The sequence below is a fragment of the Lelliottia jeotgali genome (assembly GCF_977070485.1).
On the sequence record NZ_CDRVFO010000009.1, the window covers coordinates 199,488 to 218,189 of the forward strand.

General features: G+C 60.4%; 15 protein-coding genes. 5 read left to right on the top strand and 10 right to left on the bottom strand.

The window, feature by feature from the left end; translation table 11 throughout:
• The first annotated feature begins 265 nt into the window (after positions 1-265).
• The gene (locus ACW4TB_RS15815; RefSeq protein ID WP_279928375.1) at positions 266-1,573 is read left to right on the top strand and encodes a hypothetical protein; all 1,308 of its coding nucleotides are present in this window, start codon (positions 266-268) and stop codon (positions 1,571-1,573) included.
• A gap of 97 nt (positions 1,574-1,670) precedes the next feature.
• On the opposite strand, the gene ACW4TB_RS15820 is transcribed toward ACW4TB_RS15815, so the two are convergent.
• The 5 genes from ACW4TB_RS15820 to ACW4TB_RS15840 form a co-directional block, all read right to left on the bottom strand.
• Positions 1,671-2,909 (bottom strand): tyrosine-type recombinase/integrase, encoded by a 1,239-nt coding sequence (locus ACW4TB_RS15820; RefSeq protein WP_279928717.1) that lies wholly within the window; start codon positions 2,907-2,909, stop codon positions 1,671-1,673.
• 306 nt (positions 2,910-3,215) lie between these two features.
• Positions 3,216-4,793: a glutamine-hydrolyzing GMP synthase gene (guaA, locus tag ACW4TB_RS15825; RefSeq protein ID WP_012316007.1), complete on the bottom strand. Its 1,578-nt coding sequence runs from the start codon at positions 4,791-4,793 to the stop codon at positions 3,216-3,218.
• A gap of 126 nt (positions 4,794-4,919) precedes the next feature.
• Entirely contained in the window at positions 4,920-6,389 is a 1,470-nt protein-coding gene (gene guaB / locus ACW4TB_RS15830; RefSeq protein WP_008094438.1) for an IMP dehydrogenase, read from the bottom strand.
• A gap of 86 nt (positions 6,390-6,475) precedes the next feature.
• Positions 6,476-7,033, bottom strand: a complete 558-nt coding sequence (locus ACW4TB_RS15835; protein ID WP_012316008.1) for a hypothetical protein — start codon at positions 7,031-7,033, stop codon at positions 6,476-6,478.
• 46 nt (positions 7,034-7,079) lie between these two features.
• On the bottom strand, positions 7,080-7,835 hold the full coding sequence (locus ACW4TB_RS15840; protein WP_012316009.1) for a sulfite exporter TauE/SafE family protein: 756 nt from the start codon (positions 7,833-7,835) through the stop codon (positions 7,080-7,082).
• A gap of 116 nt (positions 7,836-7,951) precedes the next feature.
• Between ACW4TB_RS15840 and xseA the strand changes: the two genes are divergently transcribed.
• The 3 genes from xseA to leuA all read left to right on the top strand — a co-directional run bounded on the left by xseA (position 7,952) and on the right by leuA (position 12,203).
• Complete coding sequence (gene xseA / locus ACW4TB_RS15845) at positions 7,952-9,331, top strand: exodeoxyribonuclease VII large subunit (RefSeq protein ID WP_279928382.1); 1,380 nt, start codon at positions 7,952-7,954, stop codon at positions 9,329-9,331.
• Between the two features lie 3 nt (positions 9,332-9,334).
• The gene (locus tag ACW4TB_RS15850) at positions 9,335-10,162 is read left to right on the top strand and encodes a M23 family metallopeptidase (RefSeq protein ID WP_196996972.1); all 828 of its coding nucleotides are present in this window, start codon (positions 9,335-9,337) and stop codon (positions 10,160-10,162) included.
• A 373-nt stretch (positions 10,163-10,535) separates the two neighbouring features.
• Positions 10,536-12,203, top strand: coding sequence for a 2-isopropylmalate synthase (leuA, locus tag ACW4TB_RS15855; protein WP_455843016.1), 1,668 nt, complete (start codon positions 10,536-10,538; stop codon positions 12,201-12,203).
• A gap of 226 nt (positions 12,204-12,429) precedes the next feature.
• On the opposite strand, the gene ACW4TB_RS15860 is transcribed toward leuA, so the two are convergent.
• The 3 genes from ACW4TB_RS15860 to zwf are packed head-to-tail and all read right to left on the bottom strand — an operon-like array spanning position 12,430 to position 15,291.
• Complete coding sequence (locus ACW4TB_RS15860) at positions 12,430-13,104, bottom strand: bifunctional 4-hydroxy-2-oxoglutarate aldolase/2-dehydro-3-deoxy-phosphogluconate aldolase (RefSeq protein ID WP_046784404.1); 675 nt, start codon at positions 13,102-13,104, stop codon at positions 12,430-12,432.
• Between the two features lie 17 nt (positions 13,105-13,121).
• Positions 13,122-13,835: a 6-phosphogluconolactonase gene (gene pgl, locus ACW4TB_RS15865; protein ID WP_125924457.1), complete on the bottom strand. Its 714-nt coding sequence runs from the start codon at positions 13,833-13,835 to the stop codon at positions 13,122-13,124.
• Entirely contained in the window at positions 13,822-15,291 is a 1,470-nt protein-coding gene (gene zwf, locus ACW4TB_RS15870; RefSeq protein ID WP_196996980.1) for a glucose-6-phosphate dehydrogenase, read from the bottom strand. Before zwf ends, pgl begins: the two co-directional genes overlap by 14 nt.
• A gap of 202 nt (positions 15,292-15,493) precedes the next feature.
• Here zwf and hexR point away from each other — a divergent pair, with 202 nt between their 5' ends.
• Positions 15,494-16,366 carry a DNA-binding transcriptional regulator HexR gene (hexR, locus tag ACW4TB_RS15875; RefSeq protein ID WP_012316016.1) on the top strand — a complete coding sequence of 291 codons (873 nt, stop codon included), beginning with the start codon at positions 15,494-15,496 and terminating at the stop codon, positions 16,364-16,366.
• On the opposite strand, the gene ACW4TB_RS15880 is transcribed toward hexR, so the two are convergent.
• Both ACW4TB_RS15880 and ACW4TB_RS15885 read right to left on the bottom strand, forming a co-directional pair.
• On the bottom strand, positions 16,359-17,213 hold the full coding sequence (locus ACW4TB_RS15880) for a D-hexose-6-phosphate mutarotase (protein ID WP_012316017.1): 855 nt from the start codon (positions 17,211-17,213) through the stop codon (positions 16,359-16,361). The two genes, hexR and ACW4TB_RS15880, sit on opposite strands and share 8 nt — an antisense overlap.
• A gap of 117 nt (positions 17,214-17,330) precedes the next feature.
• On the bottom strand, positions 17,331-18,674 hold the full coding sequence (locus tag ACW4TB_RS15885) for a carbohydrate porin (RefSeq protein WP_046784408.1): 1,344 nt from the start codon (positions 18,672-18,674) through the stop codon (positions 17,331-17,333).
• Positions 18,675-18,702: the final 28 nt, after the last annotated feature.

Genomic DNA, 18,702 nt, shown 5'->3' on the forward strand with positions numbered 1-18,702 from the left:
AAGCTCGACGGCAGACACTGGGGCTAGGCTTTGCACGAAAAGTGCCTGCGCGACGATTATGCTGCGTTGAAAACAGGCTCGGAATGCTCATTTACAACCCGTAAACTCCGCTTCCTCGCCTGTTTTCTCCTTGCCTGATCGCCGCTCGGCGACTTTTCGTACAAACCCTAAGCTACGCCGCCGCTGACGATAGCTTTGGCTAGATCATAAAATCACAATTTTTGCTTTCACAACATGTATTTACATTAACTAATGTGGGTGCCTTATGGATGAGTTTGCGTTAGAAAAGATGTCGGATCGTATTCATTATGGCAAGACCAAGGATTACTTCAAAGAGGTCTTGTCTTCATATCATAATGGAAACCACAGATCGGCAGTTGTAATGCTCTGGTCAGTTGCTGTATGCGACCTCGTGTACAAACTGCAGAGCCTGATTGATTTATATGATGATGCTTCGGCAAAATCAATATTGGCAGAGATGAGCAAAATCCAACAAGAGGATCAAAAGTCTGCAGCGTGGGAAATAAAACTGATTGATGATATTCATGACAAAACGCACCTCCTAGACAGTTCGGAGTACGAAAATTTAAGGTATCTTCAAAAGCAAAGACACCTCTCAGCTCACCCTGTTCTGAATAGAGAGCGGGAACTGCATTCGCCTAACAAGGAAACCGTTAGGTCTCTGCTTCGTAATACCTTGACTGATGTATTAACAAAGCCTCCATTTTACACTCAGCATATTCTTAAGGAACTCCTTATGGATGTTGCCGAATCTAGTGAAATGCTGAGTGACAGAGCGAAGGTTAAAAAGTACGTTGTCAGTCGTTACCTTGAGCGAGCAACCCCATCAGTTGAATTGAGTATTTTTCGTCAGCTGTGGAAATTTGTCTTCAGGCTTGAAGATGAAAATTGCGCCAAGAACCGGTTAATCAATCTACATGTCTTAGAGGTAGTAGCAGCTCGCAATAAGGCATCTCTTACTGACACGATAAAAGGTGATACAGACTATTATAGCAATGTCGCCAGCTCGGAACTCCCACTTCAATACTTAACATTCTTTATCTCTAATAACCCGGAGCTATTTCCCGCCTTAAGTGAGGCGGCTCGCCTAAAGGTAGAGCATTGCATTGCTGAGGATGACGTAGGGAAAGTCATAGGGTGGTTTGTTAAAGAAAGCGTTATGAAACACGGAGATGATTTAGAAGAATGGATCAAAAATGATTCGCCAGCCATAAGTCCGTCTCAATTCGACTACATTCTTCAGATTTCTGATACTGAGGAGTGGCAAGAAAAATTTTGCAACATAGTCGCGACCTACTATGGCGTAAGTGGAAGCTACGATCAAGCAGATTCCCGCTTTCAGGTGGCAATACCTCAGTACATTAAATTATTCAACAAATCGGCAATCAAATACCTCGCAGAAAAAATTGAACGCAATAGTCAGTGCCACGACAGGAATAGGGCTCGCCACGATTATGTTATAATCAAGGCGCGTATAGAAGAATTATTTGGCGCCGAGTTTGATTATACTCAATATTACTGGTTTAGTCGCAAGCTAGGTCTGGCAGACTAGTATAAAATTTTCGCTTTCAATTATTTTAAGTGTTTAGGTAGCTGCCCTCCATCAAGGGCAGCTTTGGGTTGTGGGCTCAACCGGTCGATACAATGGATTAGCGAAATCGCTCCCCAGGCGTTTCGTAGCCTGGTGTTTTCCGAGACTTCTTAAGCGTCCATTCATCAATCATATCTGCCCAGTCTTGTAACATCGCTCGACGCTGATCACGGTACTCGGCCTTGTTGTAGACGGCGCGCACACCTTTCTGCTCGTGCGCAAGGCACTTCTCAATCCAATCGGAGTTGTACCCCGCTTCATGCAGCAGCGTGCTGGCCGTGCGTCGCAAGTCGTGGGGACCGAATTTACCTAGTGGCACCCCTTCCTTTTGGGCAAGGCGATAGGTGAGCGTGAGTACCTGATTGATCGTGGCGGCACTCATCGGCAAATCAGAGTCGTAGCGTGACGGCAGAACGTAGTCTGAACCTCCAGCCAAGGTTTTCAACGCGATGAAGAAATCCAATGCTTGCTGAGACAGAAACACCAAATGAGGGTTACGACGCTTCATACGCTCTTTGGGGATGGTCCATAACGCTTCGGTGAAATTGATCTCACTCCACGTCGCATTGGTCAGCTCGCTCTTGCGCACCATCGTCAGCAGAAGGAGCTTTGCCGCAGCACGAACCGAAGTCGCGGTACCGATTCTGTCCATGTACTGGTACATCAGCGCAATTTCATCGGGCGTCAACGCACGGTCACGTGGCTCAAATTTCGCGATGCTGGCAGGTCGTACCAGATCGGCCGGGTTTTCAACCTTCTGGCCACGCTCAATGGCCCAACGGAAGACTTGCAGCACGATCTCCCGTGAGTGGACGGCGGTTGCAGGGGCACCCCGCTCCACTATGGCATCTGTCAGCGCTCGCAGATCCTCATGAGTGATTTCGACCAGTTTCTGATTGCCAAACTTCGACTTCAACTCACGCTCATAGACTGATCGACGCATGTCTCGCGTCGAGTCCGCCATCTGGTAACCGCGCAGCCATTTTTCAGCCCAAGCGTCAAAAGTCTCAGCACCCTTCGTGCGCGCCTTCGCACGCGCTTTCTCCTTTGCCGGAGACTTGCCAGCGGCGACCATCTTCTTCGCCTCCCCTAGCCGCTCGCGAGCCTCTGCCAGAGTGATCCCCCCTAAGCCATAACGACCGAAGGTGATGGTCTCTTGCCGGCCGTTGATGGAGTAGTTGTAGCGAAAGGAGATCGATCCTGCTGGGGTGACGGCCACGTACAAGCCGTCACGGTCAATCACCTTGTAGAGCTTGTCCTGGGGTTTGAGATTTCGAAGCTTGGTATCAGTGAGCATGGCTTCCACTATTTCCATGAAAAAATACCATGCCCTGAAAGGCGAGGAAAAATGAGGTCAACCCCCAGTAAACCGGGCCTTTAGGCCAACCCGATACCATGCCAACAATGGGACAAGGGGCATGGTATTGAGCGTCATGCATGGCATTGGATGCAGTCAGTACCCCGTACCATGCCACATAAATGCCATGCTTGGCGATGCAGAACGCTACCTGAATTTGCCAGACCTAAAAAGCCAAAAGCCCGCAATTACGCGGGCTCCAGGGCATTTCTTGCTAGATCGTGCCGGGCAGTGCCGGACGCGGGATCATTCCCACTCGATAGTGGCCGGCGGCTTGCTCGACACGTCGTAAGTCACGCGCGAGATACCGTCGATTTCGTTGATGATACGGCCGCTGACGGTTTCCAGCAGGTCGTAAGGCAGGTGCGCCCAGCGCGCGGTCATGAAGTCCACGGTCTCGACAGCACGCAGGGCCACGACCCAGGCGTAGCGACGGCCGTCGCCCACGACGCCAACCGATTTCACCGGCTGGAACACCACGAACGCCTGGCTGGTCTTGTGGTACCAGTCGGCCTTGCGCAGCTCTTCGATGAAGATGTGGTCGGCGCGACGCAGGATGTCGGCGTACTCCTTCTTCACTTCACCGAGGATACGCACACCCAGGCCCGGGCCCGGGAACGGGTGGCGGTAGACCATGTCGTACGGCAGGCCGAGTTCCAGGCCGATCTTGCGCACTTCGTCCTTGAACAGCTCACGCAGCGGTTCGACCAGCTTGAGGTTCATTTCCTCCGGCAGACCACCCACGTTGTGGTGCGACTTGATCACGTGGGCCTTGCCGCTCTTGGCGCCGGCAGACTCGATCACGTCCGGGTAGATGGTGCCCTGGGCGAGGAACTGGATGTTGTCCAGTTTGCTGGCTTCGGCATCGAACACGTCGATGAAGGTACGGCCGATGATCTTGCGCTTCTTCTCCGGGTCGGCTTCGCCTTCCAGGTTGTCGAGGAACTGCTTCTCGGCATCGGCGCGGATCACTTTGACGCCCATGTTCTCCTTGAACATGGCCATCACCTGGTCGCCTTCGTGCAGGCGCAGCAGGCCGTTGTCGACAAAGACGCAAGTCAGCTGGTCGCCGATGGCGCGGTGCAGCAGCGCGGCTACCACGGAGGAGTCGACACCGCCAGACAGGCCCAGCAGGACGTTGGCCGAGCCGACTTGCTGACGCACCTGGGCGATGGCGTCTTCGACGATGTTCGAAGGCGTCCACAGGGCTTCACAGCCACAGATATCCTGCACGAAGCGGGACAGGATGCGACCGCCTTGCTTGGTGTGGGTCACTTCCGGGTGGAACTGCACGCCGTAGTAGCCGCGCGCGTCGTCGAACATGCCGGCGATCGGGCAGCTCGGGGTGCTGGCCAGGATGTTGAAGTTGCCCGGCATCTGGGTGACCTTGTCGCCGTGGCTCATCCACACGTCCAGGCCCAGTACGCCGTCGCCATCAACGTGGTCTTCGATGCCGTCGAGCAGGCGGCTCTTGCCGACCACGTCAACGCGGGCATAACCGAACTCGCGCAGGTCCGAACCTTCGACCTTGCCACCCAACTGCTCGGCCATGGTCTGCATGCCGTAGCAGATGCCCAGCAAAGGTACATTCAGGTCGAACACGGCCTGCGGTGCACGCGGGCTGTTGGCTTCGTGGACCGACTCGGGGCCGCCGGCGAGGATGATGCCGCGCGGGTTGAATTCGCGGATCGCTTCATCGTCCATGTCGAACGGGTGCAGTTCGCAGTAGACACCGATCTCACGCACGCGGCGGGCGATCAGTTGGGTGTACTGGGAACCGAAATCGAGGATCAGGATGCGGTGAGCGTGAATGTCGAGGGCCATGACTCAATCTCTGGTGCAGCTGCAAGCGTCTAGCTGCGAGCTGCAAGTTGATCGGGGAAAACGCGGTAGCTGCTGCAACGCAACTACCGCTTGGAGCTTGAAGCTTGCTACTTACCGCTGGAGGCTTCAGCCGACCCGGTAGTTAGGAGCTTCTTTGGTGATCTGCACGTCATGCACGTGGGACTCGGCCATGCCGGCACCGGTGATGCGCACGAATTCCGGCTTGGTGCGCATCTCTTCGATGGTTGCGCTGCCGGTGTAACCCATGGACGAACGCAGGCCGCCCATCAGCTGGTGGATGATCGCGGCCAGGGCGCCCTTGTACGGTACGCGGCCTTCGATACCTTCCGGTACCAGCTTCTCGGCGCCGGCCGAGGAGTCCTGGAAGTAACGGTCGGAGGAGCCTTGCGCCTGTGCCATGGCACCCAGCGAGCCCATGCCGCGGTAGGCCTTGTAGGAACGGCCCTGGAACAGCTCGACTTCACCCGGGGCTTCTTCGGTACCGGCGAACATCGAACCCATCATCACGCAGGAAGCACCAGCGACGATGGCCTTGGACAGGTCACCCGAGAAACGGATGCCGCCGTCGGCGATCAGTGGCACGCCAGTGCCTTCCAGTGCCGCGGCAACGTTGGCGATCGCACTGATTTGCGGTACACCGACACCGGCGACGATACGGGTGGTGCAGATCGAACCTGGGCCGATACCGACCTTCACGGCGTCAGCGCCGGCTTCTGCCAGGGCCTTGGCCGCAGCGCCGGTAGCGATGTTGCCGCCGATCACCTGAACTTGCGGGTAGGTTTCCTTGACCCAGCGAACGCGGTCGATCACACCTTTGGAGTGGCCGTGGGCAGTGTCGACGACAACCACGTCAACGCCAGCAGCTACCAGGGCGGCGACGCGCTCGCCGGTGTCCTTGCCGGTGCCGACGGCAGCGCCGACGCGCAGGCGACCCTGGTCGTCCTTGCTGGCCAGCGGGTAGGCCTTGGCTTTTTCGATGTCCTTGACGGTCATCATGCCCTTGAGGCTGAACTTGTCGTCGACGATCAGGACTTTTTCCAGGCGGTGCTTGTGCAGCAGCTCGCGGACTTCGTTCTTGTCGGCGCCTTCGCGCACGGTGACCAGGCGCTCTTTGGGCGTCATCACGTCGCGCACCTTGGCATCCAGGCGGGTTTCGAAGCGTACGTCACGGGAAGTGACGATACCGACCAGGTCGCCGTTCTCCAGTACCGGAACACCCGAGATGTTGTTCAGGCGGGTCAGGTCGAACAGGTCGCGCACGGTGGCGTCGGCTTCGATGGTGATCGGGTCCTTGACCACGCCAGCCTCGAACTTCTTGACCTTGCGTACTTCGCCGGCCTGCTGTTCGATGGTCATGTTCTTGTGGATGATGCCGATGCCGCCTTCCTGAGCCATGGCAATGGCCAGGCGCGCTTCGGTCACGGTATCCATGGCGGCGGAAACCAGAGGGATGTTCAGCTCGATGCCACGAGTCAAACGGGTCTTGAGACTGACTTCATTGGGCAGTACCTCGGAGTAGCCAGGTACAAGGAGGATATCGTCGAAAGTCAGGGCTTCTTGGCTGATACGCAGCATCGCGGGGGCTCCCGGGCGGGAAAAATGGAAGCGCGCCATTATACTCATCCACGGCGCGCCGCTCAATGCAAAATAAGGGCCTTCGGTCAGCGTTCTGGCAGTTTTACCTGCACCACCGCCACCGGCTGGTCCAGCCAGTCGGCGAAGCTGTCGAGAAAGGCCTGGGTAAACCCGGCCTCGCCCCAGTTGTTGAAGATGAACCCCAGGTTGGAAAAGGCACATGACTGCAGGTAAATGAAGCCATTGATGTCGTCCTCGAAGCCGCACAACGGGCAGGTGAAGTTGTCACTCACCCCCGGCATCCACTCTTCCAGGCTTTCGAACAAGGGTTCGCCCACCTCGCGCCGGCACTCGGGGCAGCCGGCTTCTTCAAGGAAACCCTCGGTGGGGGTATAGATGCAGCGCTTGAGCATCACTTCCAGGCCGTTGACCGGCACGCCGAACGGCAGCTTTTGCGGGTGCAGGGCGATTTTGCGCGCACCTTCGGCCAGGGCATGGCCCATGCGGTTGCCGGTGCGACCACAGGTGGTCAGTTGCTCCTCGACCACTTTTTCCCGCACCAGCCAGCGCAGGATGGCCCGGGCGCGGGCCTCGTGCACAGGTACGGTGGAAAGTTTAGGGACGATGATGCTCTGGGTGTTCATGGATCAAACAGGCCTGCCAACTGCGGTAATCGGGTAATTCTACCGCTCACGCGCTCAGGTAGCGACCAATCAGCGCCAGGCCGCTGGCCAGTACCAGCCAGGTGACCAGGCGCACGAATGCTTCGCGCGACAGTTTGAGGGTCAGCCGACGGCCCACCCAGAGCCCGATGAACATCACCGGCAGCAGGCAGGCGGCGAGCAGCAGCAGGCTGGTATCGGCATAGACGCCGGCGATCAGGAACAACGACAGGCGCACCACCGTGCTGCAGCTGATCAGCGCGCTCTGGGTCGCGCGCACCTGCTCCTTTGCCTCCAGCCGCGCACTCAGGTAAATGGCATAGAGGAAACCGCCGCTGCCGAACAATGCACCGAACAAGCCGCCGATCGTGCCCATCGGTACTGCCCAGAAACCAGAAAGCCTGGCTGGCCGTACTTTTACCGCTAGGCCATAAATTGCGTAGGCGGTGACGAACAGGCCCATCAGCAAAAGCAACAAGTCGGATTTCAGGTGTAGCAGGAACACTACACCCAGGGTGCAGCCAACGGCCATGCACGGGAGCAGGCGCAACAATTCGCCGCGCACCACGTCGCGGCGCGACGGCAGCAGGTTGCCGAAGGCAGCGACGAAATCGAGCAGGACCAGTAGCGGGATGATGCGTGACAGCGGCATGAAATGGATGAGGACCGGGCCGGCGACCAGCGCGGTGCCGAAGCCGGCGATGCCGAAGACGATGTAGGCTGCGGCGACGGCGAGCAGGATGGGGAGCCAGTCGATGACAGACAAGGAAAGCTGGGCGAGCATTGTGCGATTTCCGGTGATAGACCGGCACAGGGTAGCCTGTTCTGGCCTCAGCGCCGGCTTGCCAGCGATGAGGCCAGAACAGACAACCAGGCATCGAGTCATTTATGATGCCCGGCATGATCAGAGACCCCTTCGAACGACTCGGCCTGGACCGCGAGGTCCTCACCGTCAGCCAGCTCAACGGCCGCGCCCGTGTGCTGCTGGAAGACGTGTTCCGCAGCGTCTGGGTGGAAGGCGAGATATCCAACCTCGCCCGCCCGGCCTCCGGCCACATGTACTTCACCCTCAAGGACAGTGGCGCTCAGGTGCGCTGCGCGCTGTTCCGGCAGAACGCCACACGTGTCCGCCAGGCTCTGCGTGATGGCCTGGCAGTGCGTGTGCGCGGCAAGGTCTCGCTGTTCGAAGGCCGCGGCGACTACCAACTGATTCTCGACACCGTTGAACCAGCCGGTGACGGCGCCCTGCGCCTGGCATTCGAGGCGCTGAAGGAAAAGCTCGGCGCCGAGGGCCTGTTCAGCGCCGAACGCAAGAGGCCGCTGCCCGCCCACCCGCAGCGCATCGGTATCATCAGTTCGCCCACCGGCGCGGTCATCCGCGACATCATCAGCGTGTTCGGCCGCCGCGCCCCGCAGGTCGAACTGAACCTGGTCCCCACAGCGGTACAGGGCCGCGAAGCCATTGCGCAGATCGTGCGCGCCATCCGCCTGGCCGACAGCCTCGGTTTCGATGCCCTGATCCTGGCCCGTGGCGGCGGGTCGCTGGAAGACCTGTGGTGCTTCAACGAAGAAGCCGTAGCGCGTGCAATAGCGGCCTGCGTCACGCCGATCGTCAGCGCTGTGGGCCATGAGACCGACGTATCGATCAGCGATTTTGTCGCCGATGTCCGCGCCCCTACGCCCTCTGCCGCCGCCGAGCTACTGGCCCCCGACAGCAGCGGGCTGCAGCAGCGCCTTGAAGGATTGCAGCGGCGCCTGCTGCTACGCATGCAGAACCGCCTGGCCCACGATCGCCTGCGCCTGGAATCGCTGACCCGGCGCCTGCGCCACCCCGGCGAGCGCTTGCGCCAGCAGGCCCAGCGCCTGGACGACCTGGACATGCGCCTGCGCCGCGCCTTCCTGCAGAGCCTCAACCAGCGCCGCGAACGCCTGGCGCGCCTCGACACACGCCTGGCCGCGCAACATCCGGGGCGCACGCTGAAACTGCTCAGCCAACGCCTGGACAGCCTCGCCGAGCGGCTGCTGCGGGCCATGCGCGAGGTGCTCAAGGACCGTCGCCAGCGCTTTCAGGCGCAACTGCAGACGCTGCAAGTGGTCAGCCCGTTGGCGACCCTGGCACGCGGCTACAGCATCCTGCTCGACGAGCATGGCCAAGCCATCCGCAGTGCCGAGCAAACTCGCAACGGCCAGCGCCTGACAGCCCGCCTGAATGAAGGCGAATTGCAGGTGCGCGTCGAGGACAACCACCTGACTCCGGTCACCCTTTCTCTACTGGACTGACACATGCCCCGCCTGTTCGCCCCTCTGCTTGCCCTATCCCTGTTGTTGCTGGCCGGCGGCGCCCAGGCCAGCTACATCACCCGCACCCTGAACAAACCTGTCCCGGGTGGCGTTGCCGTGGTCGATCTGGGCCCGGCGGCCACAGCGCCGAGCGCACGCTTCGACGGCAAGCCGGTGCTGGTGGTCAAAGAGCAGGACAACTGGCTGGCCATCGTCGGCATTCCACTGACGCAAAAGCCTGGCACGGCCGTGCTGTCCCAGGGCGGGCGCACCCTGCCGTTCAGCGTCGGCACCAAGAAGTACCCCGAGCAGCACATCACCCTGAAGAACAAGCGCCAGGTCAACCCCAACCCCGCCGACCTCAAGCGCATCGACCGTGAACTGGCCGAGCAGATCAAGGCCTACCGCAGCTTCAGCCCCAACCTGCCAAGCAACCTGATCCTCGACAAGCCGGTCAGCGGCCCGCTGTCGAGCAAGTTCGGCGTACGCCGCTTCTTCAACGGTGAAGAGCGCAACCCGCATGCGGGGCTGGATTTCGCGGTGCCAGCCGGCACGCCGATCAAGACACCGGCCAATGGCAAGGTGATTCTGGTGGGCGATTATTTCTTCAATGGCCGCACGGTGTTCGTCGACCATGGGCAGGGCTTCATCAGCATGTTCTGCCACATGTCGAAGATCGACGTGAATGTCGGCCAGCAGCTGCGCCGCGGGGATGTGGTGGGCAAGGTTGGGTCGACCGGGCGGGCAACCGGGCCGCACATGCACTGGAACGTTAGCCTGAATGATGCGCGGGTGGATCCGGCCATCTTCATTGGGGCGTTCCAGCCTTGATCCGTAGCGCCTTCATCGCCGGCAAGCCGGCGACGGGGCCCGCCCTTTTGCACCCCTTAGCTTGATTTGCGCAATCAAAAAATACCGCGCAACAGGTATAAAGCTTGAGACAAATAACCGCCATAAAATCTCGCTATCAGGATTTTTTTAAGCATTTATCTCAATTTTTCGGCAGCGCTTGCCATCCCTCACCCCACTGGTTAGGGTTGAAGGCATGAAAACCTCCAGCACCCTCATCCTGCTCCGACAACATCGCAGCCTTTACCTGGTCAGTGCACGACTACCAGGCTGATCGCGTCGCCTCGCCTCTTCATCTCGTTATCGCTCGGCAGGCCCGATCTCGGCCGCACACAAAAGGATTGCTTCCATGACCATGCTCAAAGACCCTTCGAAGAAGTACCGCGCCTTCCCGACCATCGACCTGCCAGACCGTACCTGGCCGTCGAAGACCATCACCGAAGCGCCGATCTGGTGCAGCTCGGACCTGCGTGATGGCAACCAGTCGCTGATCGAGCCGATGGACTCGGAGAAGAAGCTGCGGTTCTGGAAGACCTTGGTGCAGGTTGGCGTGAAGGAAATCGAAGCCTCGTTCCCGTCCGCCTCGCAGACCGATTTCGACTTCGTGCGCACCCTGATCGAAGAGGGTCACATCCCGGATGACACCACCATCCAGGTGCTCACCCAGGCCCGTGAAGACCTGATCGCGCGTACTTTCGAATCGCTGCGCGGGGCCAAGAAGGCCATCGTCCACCTGTACAACGCCACCAGCCCGTCGTTCCGCCGCATCGTCTTCAACCAGGACAAGCAAGGCGTGAAGGACATCGCGGTGAACGCGGCCAAGCTGTTCGTCAAGTACGCCGCCCAGCAGCCGGAAACCCAGTGGACGTTCCAGTACTCGCCGGAAACCTTCAGCGCCACCGAGCTTGAGTTCGCCAAGGAAGTCTGCGACGCAGTCATCGAAGTGTGGAACCCGACGCCAGAGCACAAGGTCATCCTCAACCTGCCGGCCACCGTGGAAGTTGCCACGCCGAACATCTACGCCGACCAGATCGAGTGGTTCTGCCGCAACATCAGCCGCCGCGACAGCGTGATCATCAGCCTGCACTGCCACAACGACCGTGGCACCGGCATCGCCGCCACAGAACTGGGCCTGATGGCCGGTGCCGACCGTGCCGAAGGCTGCCTGTTCGGCAATGGCGAGCGCACCGGCAACGTCGACCTGGTGACCTTAGCGCTGAACCTCTACACCCAGGGCATCGACCCGCAACTGGACTTCTCCGACATCGACGGCGTGCGCAAGGTGGTCGAAGAATGCAACCAGCTGCCGGTTCACCCGCGTCATCCGTATGTCGGTGACCTGGTACACACTGCGTTCTCCGGCTCGCACCAGGACGCCATCCGCAAGGGCTTCGCCAAGCAGCAGGAAGGCGAGCTGTGGGAAGTGCCGTACCTGCCGATCGACCCGGCCGACATCGGCCGCAGCTACGAGGCCGTGATCCGCGTCAACAGCCAGTCGGGCAAAGGCGGCATCACCTACCTGCTCGAGCAGGAGTACGGCATCAGCCTGCCGCGCCGCATGCAGATCGAGTTCAGCCAGGTGGTTCAGGGTGAAACCGACCGCCTTGGCCTGGAAATGACCGCGCAGCAGATCTACAGCCTGCTGCACAAGGAATACCTCCAGGCCAACAGCCCGTACGCACTGGTCAGCCACCGCCTGCAGGAAGAAAACGGCCACAGCGCAGTGGAAGTGGAAGTCGCCGGTGAAGGCGAAACTACCCTGCACTGGCGCGGCAAGGGCAATGGTGCCCTCGAAGCCCTGGTAGCCGGCCTGCCGATTGCCGTGGAGATCATGGACTACAACGAGCACGCCATTGGTGCCGGCACCAATGCCAAGGCCGCTGCCTACATCGAGCTGCGCGTGGCCGGTGGCCGCCCGGTACACGGCGTAGGCATCGACGAGAACATCACCACTGCCAGCTTCAAGGCGCTGTTCAGTGCACTGAACCGCTCTCTGAGCCAGCAAGAGGCCAAGGCTGCGTAAGCTGAGGTTTATGACCAAGAGCCCGCATCCCTGATGCGGGCTTTTTTTCGCCTGTGCGGCCCCTATCGCCGGCAAGCCGCCCCCTACAAAGATCTGAGCTGCCCATGACTTTGTGGGAGCCGGCTTGCCGGCGATAGGGGCCGCATAAGCAGCACAAAATCTGCAGACAAAAAAAGGGCGCCGACCAAGCGCCCCATAAGCCGTAAAGCACACAACAAATTCAGTATCAGTCCAGCAAAGCCATCGCCTCGGCGCTACACGCTTCGATCCGCGCCCAGTCGCCGTTCTTGATCCAGCTGCTGTCGAGCATCCAGGTCCCACCCACGCACATCACGTTAGGCAGCGCCATGTAGTTGCGCACGTTGGCCGGGTTGACGCCACCGGTAGGGCAGAATCGAATATCACCGAACGGGCCACCAAAGGCCTTGATCGCTGCCACGCCACCGCTGATTTCCGCCGGGAACAGCTTGAAGCGGCGATAACCCAAGGCATAACCCATCATGATTTCCGAAGGCGTGCTGATGCCCGGCAACAATGGGATATCGCTGTCGACTCCAGCTTCGAGGATGTCCTGAGTAATCCCCGGGGTAACGACAAACTGCGCGCCCGCCGCCTCGACTGCGGCAAACATGCCGCGATCGAGCACCGTACCAGCACCGACACACAGTTCCGGACGCTGCTCACGCAGGACCTGAATAGCCTTAAGGCCATACTGCGAGCGCAGGGTTACTTCCAAGGTGCGGATACCACCAGCGGCCAGGGCATCGGCCAGCGGCAAGATATCTTCCTCACGGGCGATGGTGATCACCGGCAGGATGCGCGCCGCCCCACAGATCGCATCGATCCGGGCGGCTTTCTCGGCCATCGAGAGCAGAGGCTGGGGGCGTTCAAGGGTGGTCATGACAGTGGATCCTTTGCTCATGGGCACCAGTAGATGTCCAGGGGGTCGTGAAGAAAGGCGCGAATCGGCATTTCATTGAAGTCGTTGCCCGCCAGCGCGGCGCGCAGGGTAGCGAGTTTGCCCGGGCCCTGCACGGACAGCGCGATGAAAGCGGCGCTGGCCAGCAGCGAACGGGTCAGCGAGAGGCGCTGGTGCGGCACGCTCGGCGCCAGCAACGGCAGGCAACGGCGCTTGCTGTTCAGGTCCAGGCCTTCGGCGAGATTCGGGCTGTTGGGAAACAGCGAAGCCGTATGGCCATCATCGCCCATGCCCAGTACCAGCACGTCGATAGCCGGGAGATCGGCCAGGACCTGGTCGGCCTTGGCAGCCGCTGCTTCGAGGTTTTCGGCCTGATGATACAGGCCGACAAAACGAGCCTTGGCAGCGCCCCCCTGGAACAGATGGCGAGCCAGCAAACCGGCGTTGCTGTCAGCGTGCTCCACCGGCACCCAGCGCTCGTCGGCCAGGCTGACGGTGACCTTCGACCAGTCCAGCGCCTCGGTCGCCAGCTTCTCGAGGAACGGCACCGGGCTGCGGCCACCGGACAACACCAGGCAGGCCTGCCCTTTCGCAGCAATGGCTGCACGCAAGCGGTCGGCCACATCAGCAGCCAATGTTGCCGAGAGCACGCGGGCATCATCGAGTTGATGCGCCTTGACGGATGTCGGCAGTTGCAATTCAGATATCCCCATACCACGCCCTCCCATCACGCGTAATCAGTGCAATCGAGCTCATCGGCCCCCAGGACCCCGCCGCATACGGCTTGGGAGCATCGCCTGCGCTCTGCCAGCCCGCGATCAACTGGTCGCACCACTTCCAGGCATATTCGATTTCATCCTTGCGCACGAACAGGTTCTGGTTGCCGCGCATCACCTCAAGCAGCAGGCGTTCGTAGGCATCCGGGATCCGCGCGGTGCGCCAGGTGTCGGAAAAATTCAGCTGCAAGGGGCCGCTGCGCAGTTGCATGCCTTTGTCCAGGCCCTGCTCCTTGGTCATCACCCGCAAAGAAATCCCTTCACTCGGTTGCAGGCGGATGATCAGTTTGTTGCCGACCTGCAAACGTTGCTCCGGGGCGAAGATATAGTGCGGCGTCTCCTTGAAGTGGATGACGATCTGCGACAGCTTCTGCGGCATGCGCTTACCGGTACGCAGGTAAAACGGTACGCCCGACCAGCGCCAGTTACGAATGTCGGCACGCAGGGCGACGAAAGTTTCCGTGTCGCTCTGGGCGTTGGCGTTGTCTTCTTCCAGGTAACCCGGCACCGGCTTGCCGTCGCTGTAGCCGGCAATGTACTGGCCGCGCACCACGCGGGTACTCAAGCCCTCGCCGGTGATCGGCGCAAGGGCTTTGAGCACCTTGACCTTCTCATCGCGGATGCTGTCGGCCGACAGCTCGCTGGGCGGGTCCATGGCGATCAGGCACAACAGCTGCAGCAGGTGATTCTGAATCATGTCGCGCAGCTGCCCGGCCTTGTCGAAATAGCCCCAGCGGCCTTCGATGCCGACCTTCTCGGCCACGGTGATTTCCACGTGGGAGATGGAGTTCTGGTTCCACTGGGTTTCGAACAGGCTGTTGGCGAAGCGCAGGGCGATCAGGTTCTGCACCGTCTCCTTGCCCAGGTAATGGTCGATGCGGTAAACACGGCTTTCCGGGAAGAACCGCGCCACGGCGTCGTTCACCCGGCGCGATGACTCAAGATCGTGCCCGATGGGCTTTTCCAGCACCACCCGGGTGCGCGCAGCGAGGCCCGCCTTGTCGAGGTTTTCGCATATCGCGCCATACACGGCCGCCGCGGTGGCGAAATAGGCAATCAACGGCAGCTCGGCAGGTGCCTGCTCGGCCAGGGCCTGGTAGCCCTCAGGCTGCAGGAAGTCCAGGTGCTGGTAACTCAGACGCCCCAGAAAACGCCCCAGCGCCGCAGGTTCCAGATCGGCCTCCGCCACGTGTTTGCGCAGATGAGCCTCGATGGTATTCAGGTGCTCCTGCACGCTGCCAGGCTCGCGGGCCAGCGCCAGCAAGCGAGTATCGGCATGCAGCAAATTGGCGCGGTCGAGCTGGTAGAGCGCAGGAAACAGCTTGCGCAATGCCAGGTCGCCCAAGGCGCCGAACAGGGCAAAGGTGCAAGGTTCAACACTGATCGCAGCCATGATGTTGGTTCTTTCCTAAAGTTGGCCTAGGAATACCGCTTTCACATACGGTTTTCAAGAGAAAATGTAGTAAAAACCACAACATTACACACAAGCGTTACAGATAAGTGGTGCGCCACCCGTACCGACAGTACGATAGACGACCGTGCAAAAAGCCTGCTGCTTCGCCAGCCGGCTGTCTTCCCGACCCAAGGACACACCCATGGACCGCGTGCGAAACCTCCTGGAGCAGATCCAGGGACGCCTCGACGAGCTGAACAAGGCCGAACGCAAAGTCGCCGAAGTCATCCTGCTCAACCCGCAACAAGCCACCCGTTTCAGCATTGCCGCACTGGCCCAGGCGGCCAAGGTCAGCGAACCGACCGTAAACCGTTTCTGCCGCTCGTTCGGTGTCAGCGGTTACCCCGAGCTCAAGCTGCAACTGGCGCAGAGTTTGGCCAGTGGCGCTGCCTATGTGAGCCGCGCCGTCGAGGCCGATGACGATCCTGCAGCCTACACCCAGAAAATCTTTGCCAGTGCCATCGCCTCGCTCGACAGCGCCTGCCAGCAGCTTGACCCGCAGCAGGTGAGCCGCGCCGTGGACATGATGATCCAGGCCCGGCAGATCCACTTCTTCGGCCTTGGCGCTTCTGCCCCGGTAGCCCTGGACGCCCAACACAAGTTTTTCCGTTTCAACCTCGCCGTCTCGGCCCACGCCGACGTACTGATGCAGCGCATGCTGGCTTCGGTGGCTCACACGGGCGATTTGTTCGTGATCATCTCCTACACCGGGCGCACCCGCGAACTGGTGGAGGTGGCGCGCCTGGCCCGTGAAAACGGCGCCTCGGTGCTCGGCCTGACCGCCGCCGGCTCACCCTTGGCCCAGGCGTGCAGCCTGAGCCTGCACATCCCGCTGCCGGAAGACACCGACATCTACATGCCGATGACGTCGCGGATCATCCAGCTTACCGTGCTCGACGTGCTGGCCACGGGGATGACCCTGCGCCGTGGTGTGGACTTCCAGCCCCACCTGCGCAAAATCAAGGAAAGCCTCAACGCCAGCCGCTACCCGATCGAGGATGACGAACTCAGCTGAGCCGGTGTGCCTGCAGCCGTAAATGAGCGCGCTGCCCCGGCGCCAGGCTCAAGCCTTCGCCACTGCCGCTGGCCGCCTCGACGCAAACGAAACCCTGGCTCTCGCGCCCGCTCACACCCATCAAGGGGCGGTTGCCTGGGTGCCACACCACGGTATCGTCACTGTCACCCGTATCGATGCACAGTTCACGCTGCCAGGCCGGGTCCTGCAACTGCACGCGCGGCGTGCCGGGGTAGACTTTCTGGCAGCCGCCCTTGAGCTTCAATGCACCCTCCTCGCGGCAGGCTTGCCGGCTCAGACGGTCATAGCCCTCAATATCTTCAAGCCCGGACAGCGCTATCTCGGAAACGTCACTGATACGCCAGTAGGCCAGCAGTGCATGGCTCAACTGGCATGGTTCGCTGTCCTGGTGCTCGGTACTCAGGCTCAGCTCCATGCGGCTGCCCAGACGGGCATGCAGATCGACCTGCCAGTCGCACAAGTCCAGGCGCCACTTCAGGCTCACGCCCTCCTCGTCCTCCCGGCTGTCCACCAGCTTCCAATCCAGCAGCCGCGCCCAGCCGTGGGCAGGCCACAGGTCCTCGCTGGGGTGGCGGCCATACCACGGCCAGCACACCGGCACGCCGCCACGGATTGCCCCCACCTGCGGCCACTGCTCGGCGCACCACAACCAGGGACGCTCACCGGCCGGCTGGAAGTGCAGCAACTGTGCGCCCTGGCGGCTGAACACCGCCTGGCAACGGGGGTGGTCAATGATCAGCACATCGCGCTGCTGGTAACGCTCCCACTCGAATGTCGGCCTGGGCCTCTGTGCGGAAAAGAAGCGATGTAGCGGATGTTCAGGCATGGTTCCAGGCTCTTGTTGTTTGAGATAGCGCTGTCTCGGCCTATCCCCGACAACCACTGCAAGCCAGTGGATGCCGGGAGCCGTTTTTGGATTGGCGTAAATTTACAACAAATGTGCTCAGAATGACGACTGAATCTTCAACCCTGCGACCAGCGCGTTGTCCACCTCATCCACGCCACCCGGGCTCTTGATGTACTGAAGGTTCGGGCGCACGGTCAGCCAGTTGGTCACATGGAAGCCGTAATAGAGCTCGGCGTTGTACTCGGTGCGCTGCAAAGGCACGAAGCCCGGGTTGTCGTAGTCATTGATGCCGCTCTGGGCGTTAAGCTGTTCGGCGCGCTTCTTCACATCATCGTTGACGTGAATGCGGGCGACACCAAAGCCGATATCATCCTTGGGCCGGGCATCGAAGGCACCTTTGTAGACCAACCCCACCTGCTGGTAGTTGTCGACCACGTTGGTGGCCTTGTCGTGCACGGTGAAGTTGGCGAACAAGCTGAGACCGCGGCTGACGTCGCCGCCGTGGGCGGTGACTTGCTGCTGCGCAACCACCCACCAGCCGTGCTTGCTGGAGTGTGATTTGAAGCCGGCGCCGCTGATCCCTTGCGGGTTGCCATTGACGTCCTCGTAGACGTCTTCGGCATCAGCCGTGCTGTAGTAATAGCCCAGGCGGTACTCGCCCGGCAGGCCGTTGACTTTGGGCGACCAGACTGCCTCCACCGGCAGGATCGCACCCTTGGTGCCGCTGCCGCTGAGCTTGAAGCCGTTGCCGGTTTCCAGGTTGGAGGGGTTCTGCTCGAACGCGCCGACCTGCACGAAGAACTCTGGCGTGATGTTGTACTTGACCCGCAGCGCCCACTGGCTGACCGGCCAGTTGTACCAGATGCCGCCGACCCAGTTGCCCACCTGCGATCCGCAGAAGGCCAGGTTCTGGAAGTCGCAAGGGAAGCTGTTGAAGTCCTCGCCCTCGCCGAAACGGCCGAATTTCACATCCAGGGCACCGTCAAAGTACTTCTGCTTGATCCACATCTGGGTCAGGCGCCAGGTCTGGCCGCGGCCCCACACCTCCTGCACCGAACTGAACTGGCCGGCACGTGGGTCGCTGATGCGGTCATTGGAGAGGTTGCGGCCACTGCGCTCGGTGATCGCCAGCTTGAACTCGGCATCGTGCCAGCCAAGGATCTTCTGCAGGTCCAGGTGCGCGCCGAGGGCGAACTGGTCACTGTAGCGTGCGGTCTTGTCGTCGTTGTAGCCGCCATTGAGGTTGCCGGCGACTTCGCCCACATAGTCGAGGGTGAAGTCATAGCCTTTTTCCAGCAGTTCGGTGCGGGTACCGCCCCAGTCGCCGGTCATCCATTTCGATTCGCTGGAGAAGGCCTCGGCGGCCTGCACCCCGCTACTCCCAACCATGGCCAGCAGGGCCAGCGAGCCCAAGGTCCTTATGCGATTGCGCTGTTCCATCCCTTTGCGTCCTCTTTTTCTTATTGAT

Coding starts and splice junctions, on each gene's coding strand:
- ACW4TB_RS15815 (WP_279928375.1), top strand. CDS start 266: ATGGATGAGTTTGCGTTAGAAAAGATGTCGGATCGTATTCATTATGGC.
- ACW4TB_RS15820 (WP_279928717.1), bottom strand. CDS start 2,909: ATGCTCACTGATACCAAGCTTCGAAATCTCAAACCCCAGGACAAGCTC.
- guaA (WP_012316007.1), bottom strand. CDS start 4,793: ATGGCCCTCGACATTCACGCTCACCGCATCCTGATCCTCGATTTCGGT.
- guaB (WP_008094438.1), bottom strand. CDS start 6,389: ATGCTGCGTATCAGCCAAGAAGCCCTGACTTTCGACGATATCCTCCTT.
- ACW4TB_RS15835 (WP_012316008.1), bottom strand. CDS start 7,033: ATGAACACCCAGAGCATCATCGTCCCTAAACTTTCCACCGTACCTGTG.
- ACW4TB_RS15840 (WP_012316009.1), bottom strand. CDS start 7,835: ATGCTCGCCCAGCTTTCCTTGTCTGTCATCGACTGGCTCCCCATCCTG.
- xseA (WP_279928382.1), top strand. CDS start 7,952: ATGATCAGAGACCCCTTCGAACGACTCGGCCTGGACCGCGAGGTCCTC.
- ACW4TB_RS15850 (WP_196996972.1), top strand. CDS start 9,335: ATGCCCCGCCTGTTCGCCCCTCTGCTTGCCCTATCCCTGTTGTTGCTG.
- leuA (WP_455843016.1), top strand. CDS start 10,536: ATGCTCAAAGACCCTTCGAAGAAGTACCGCGCCTTCCCGACCATCGAC.
- ACW4TB_RS15860 (WP_046784404.1), bottom strand. CDS start 13,104: ATGACCACCCTTGAACGCCCCCAGCCTCTGCTCTCGATGGCCGAGAAA.
- pgl (WP_125924457.1), bottom strand. CDS start 13,835: ATGGGGATATCTGAATTGCAACTGCCGACATCCGTCAAGGCGCATCAA.
- zwf (WP_196996980.1), bottom strand. CDS start 15,291: ATGGCTGCGATCAGTGTTGAACCTTGCACCTTTGCCCTGTTCGGCGCC.
- hexR (WP_012316016.1), top strand. CDS start 15,494: ATGGACCGCGTGCGAAACCTCCTGGAGCAGATCCAGGGACGCCTCGAC.
- ACW4TB_RS15880 (WP_012316017.1), bottom strand. CDS start 17,213: ATGCCTGAACATCCGCTACATCGCTTCTTTTCCGCACAGAGGCCCAGG.
- ACW4TB_RS15885 (WP_046784408.1), bottom strand. CDS start 18,674: ATGGAACAGCGCAATCGCATAAGGACCTTGGGCTCGCTGGCCCTGCTG.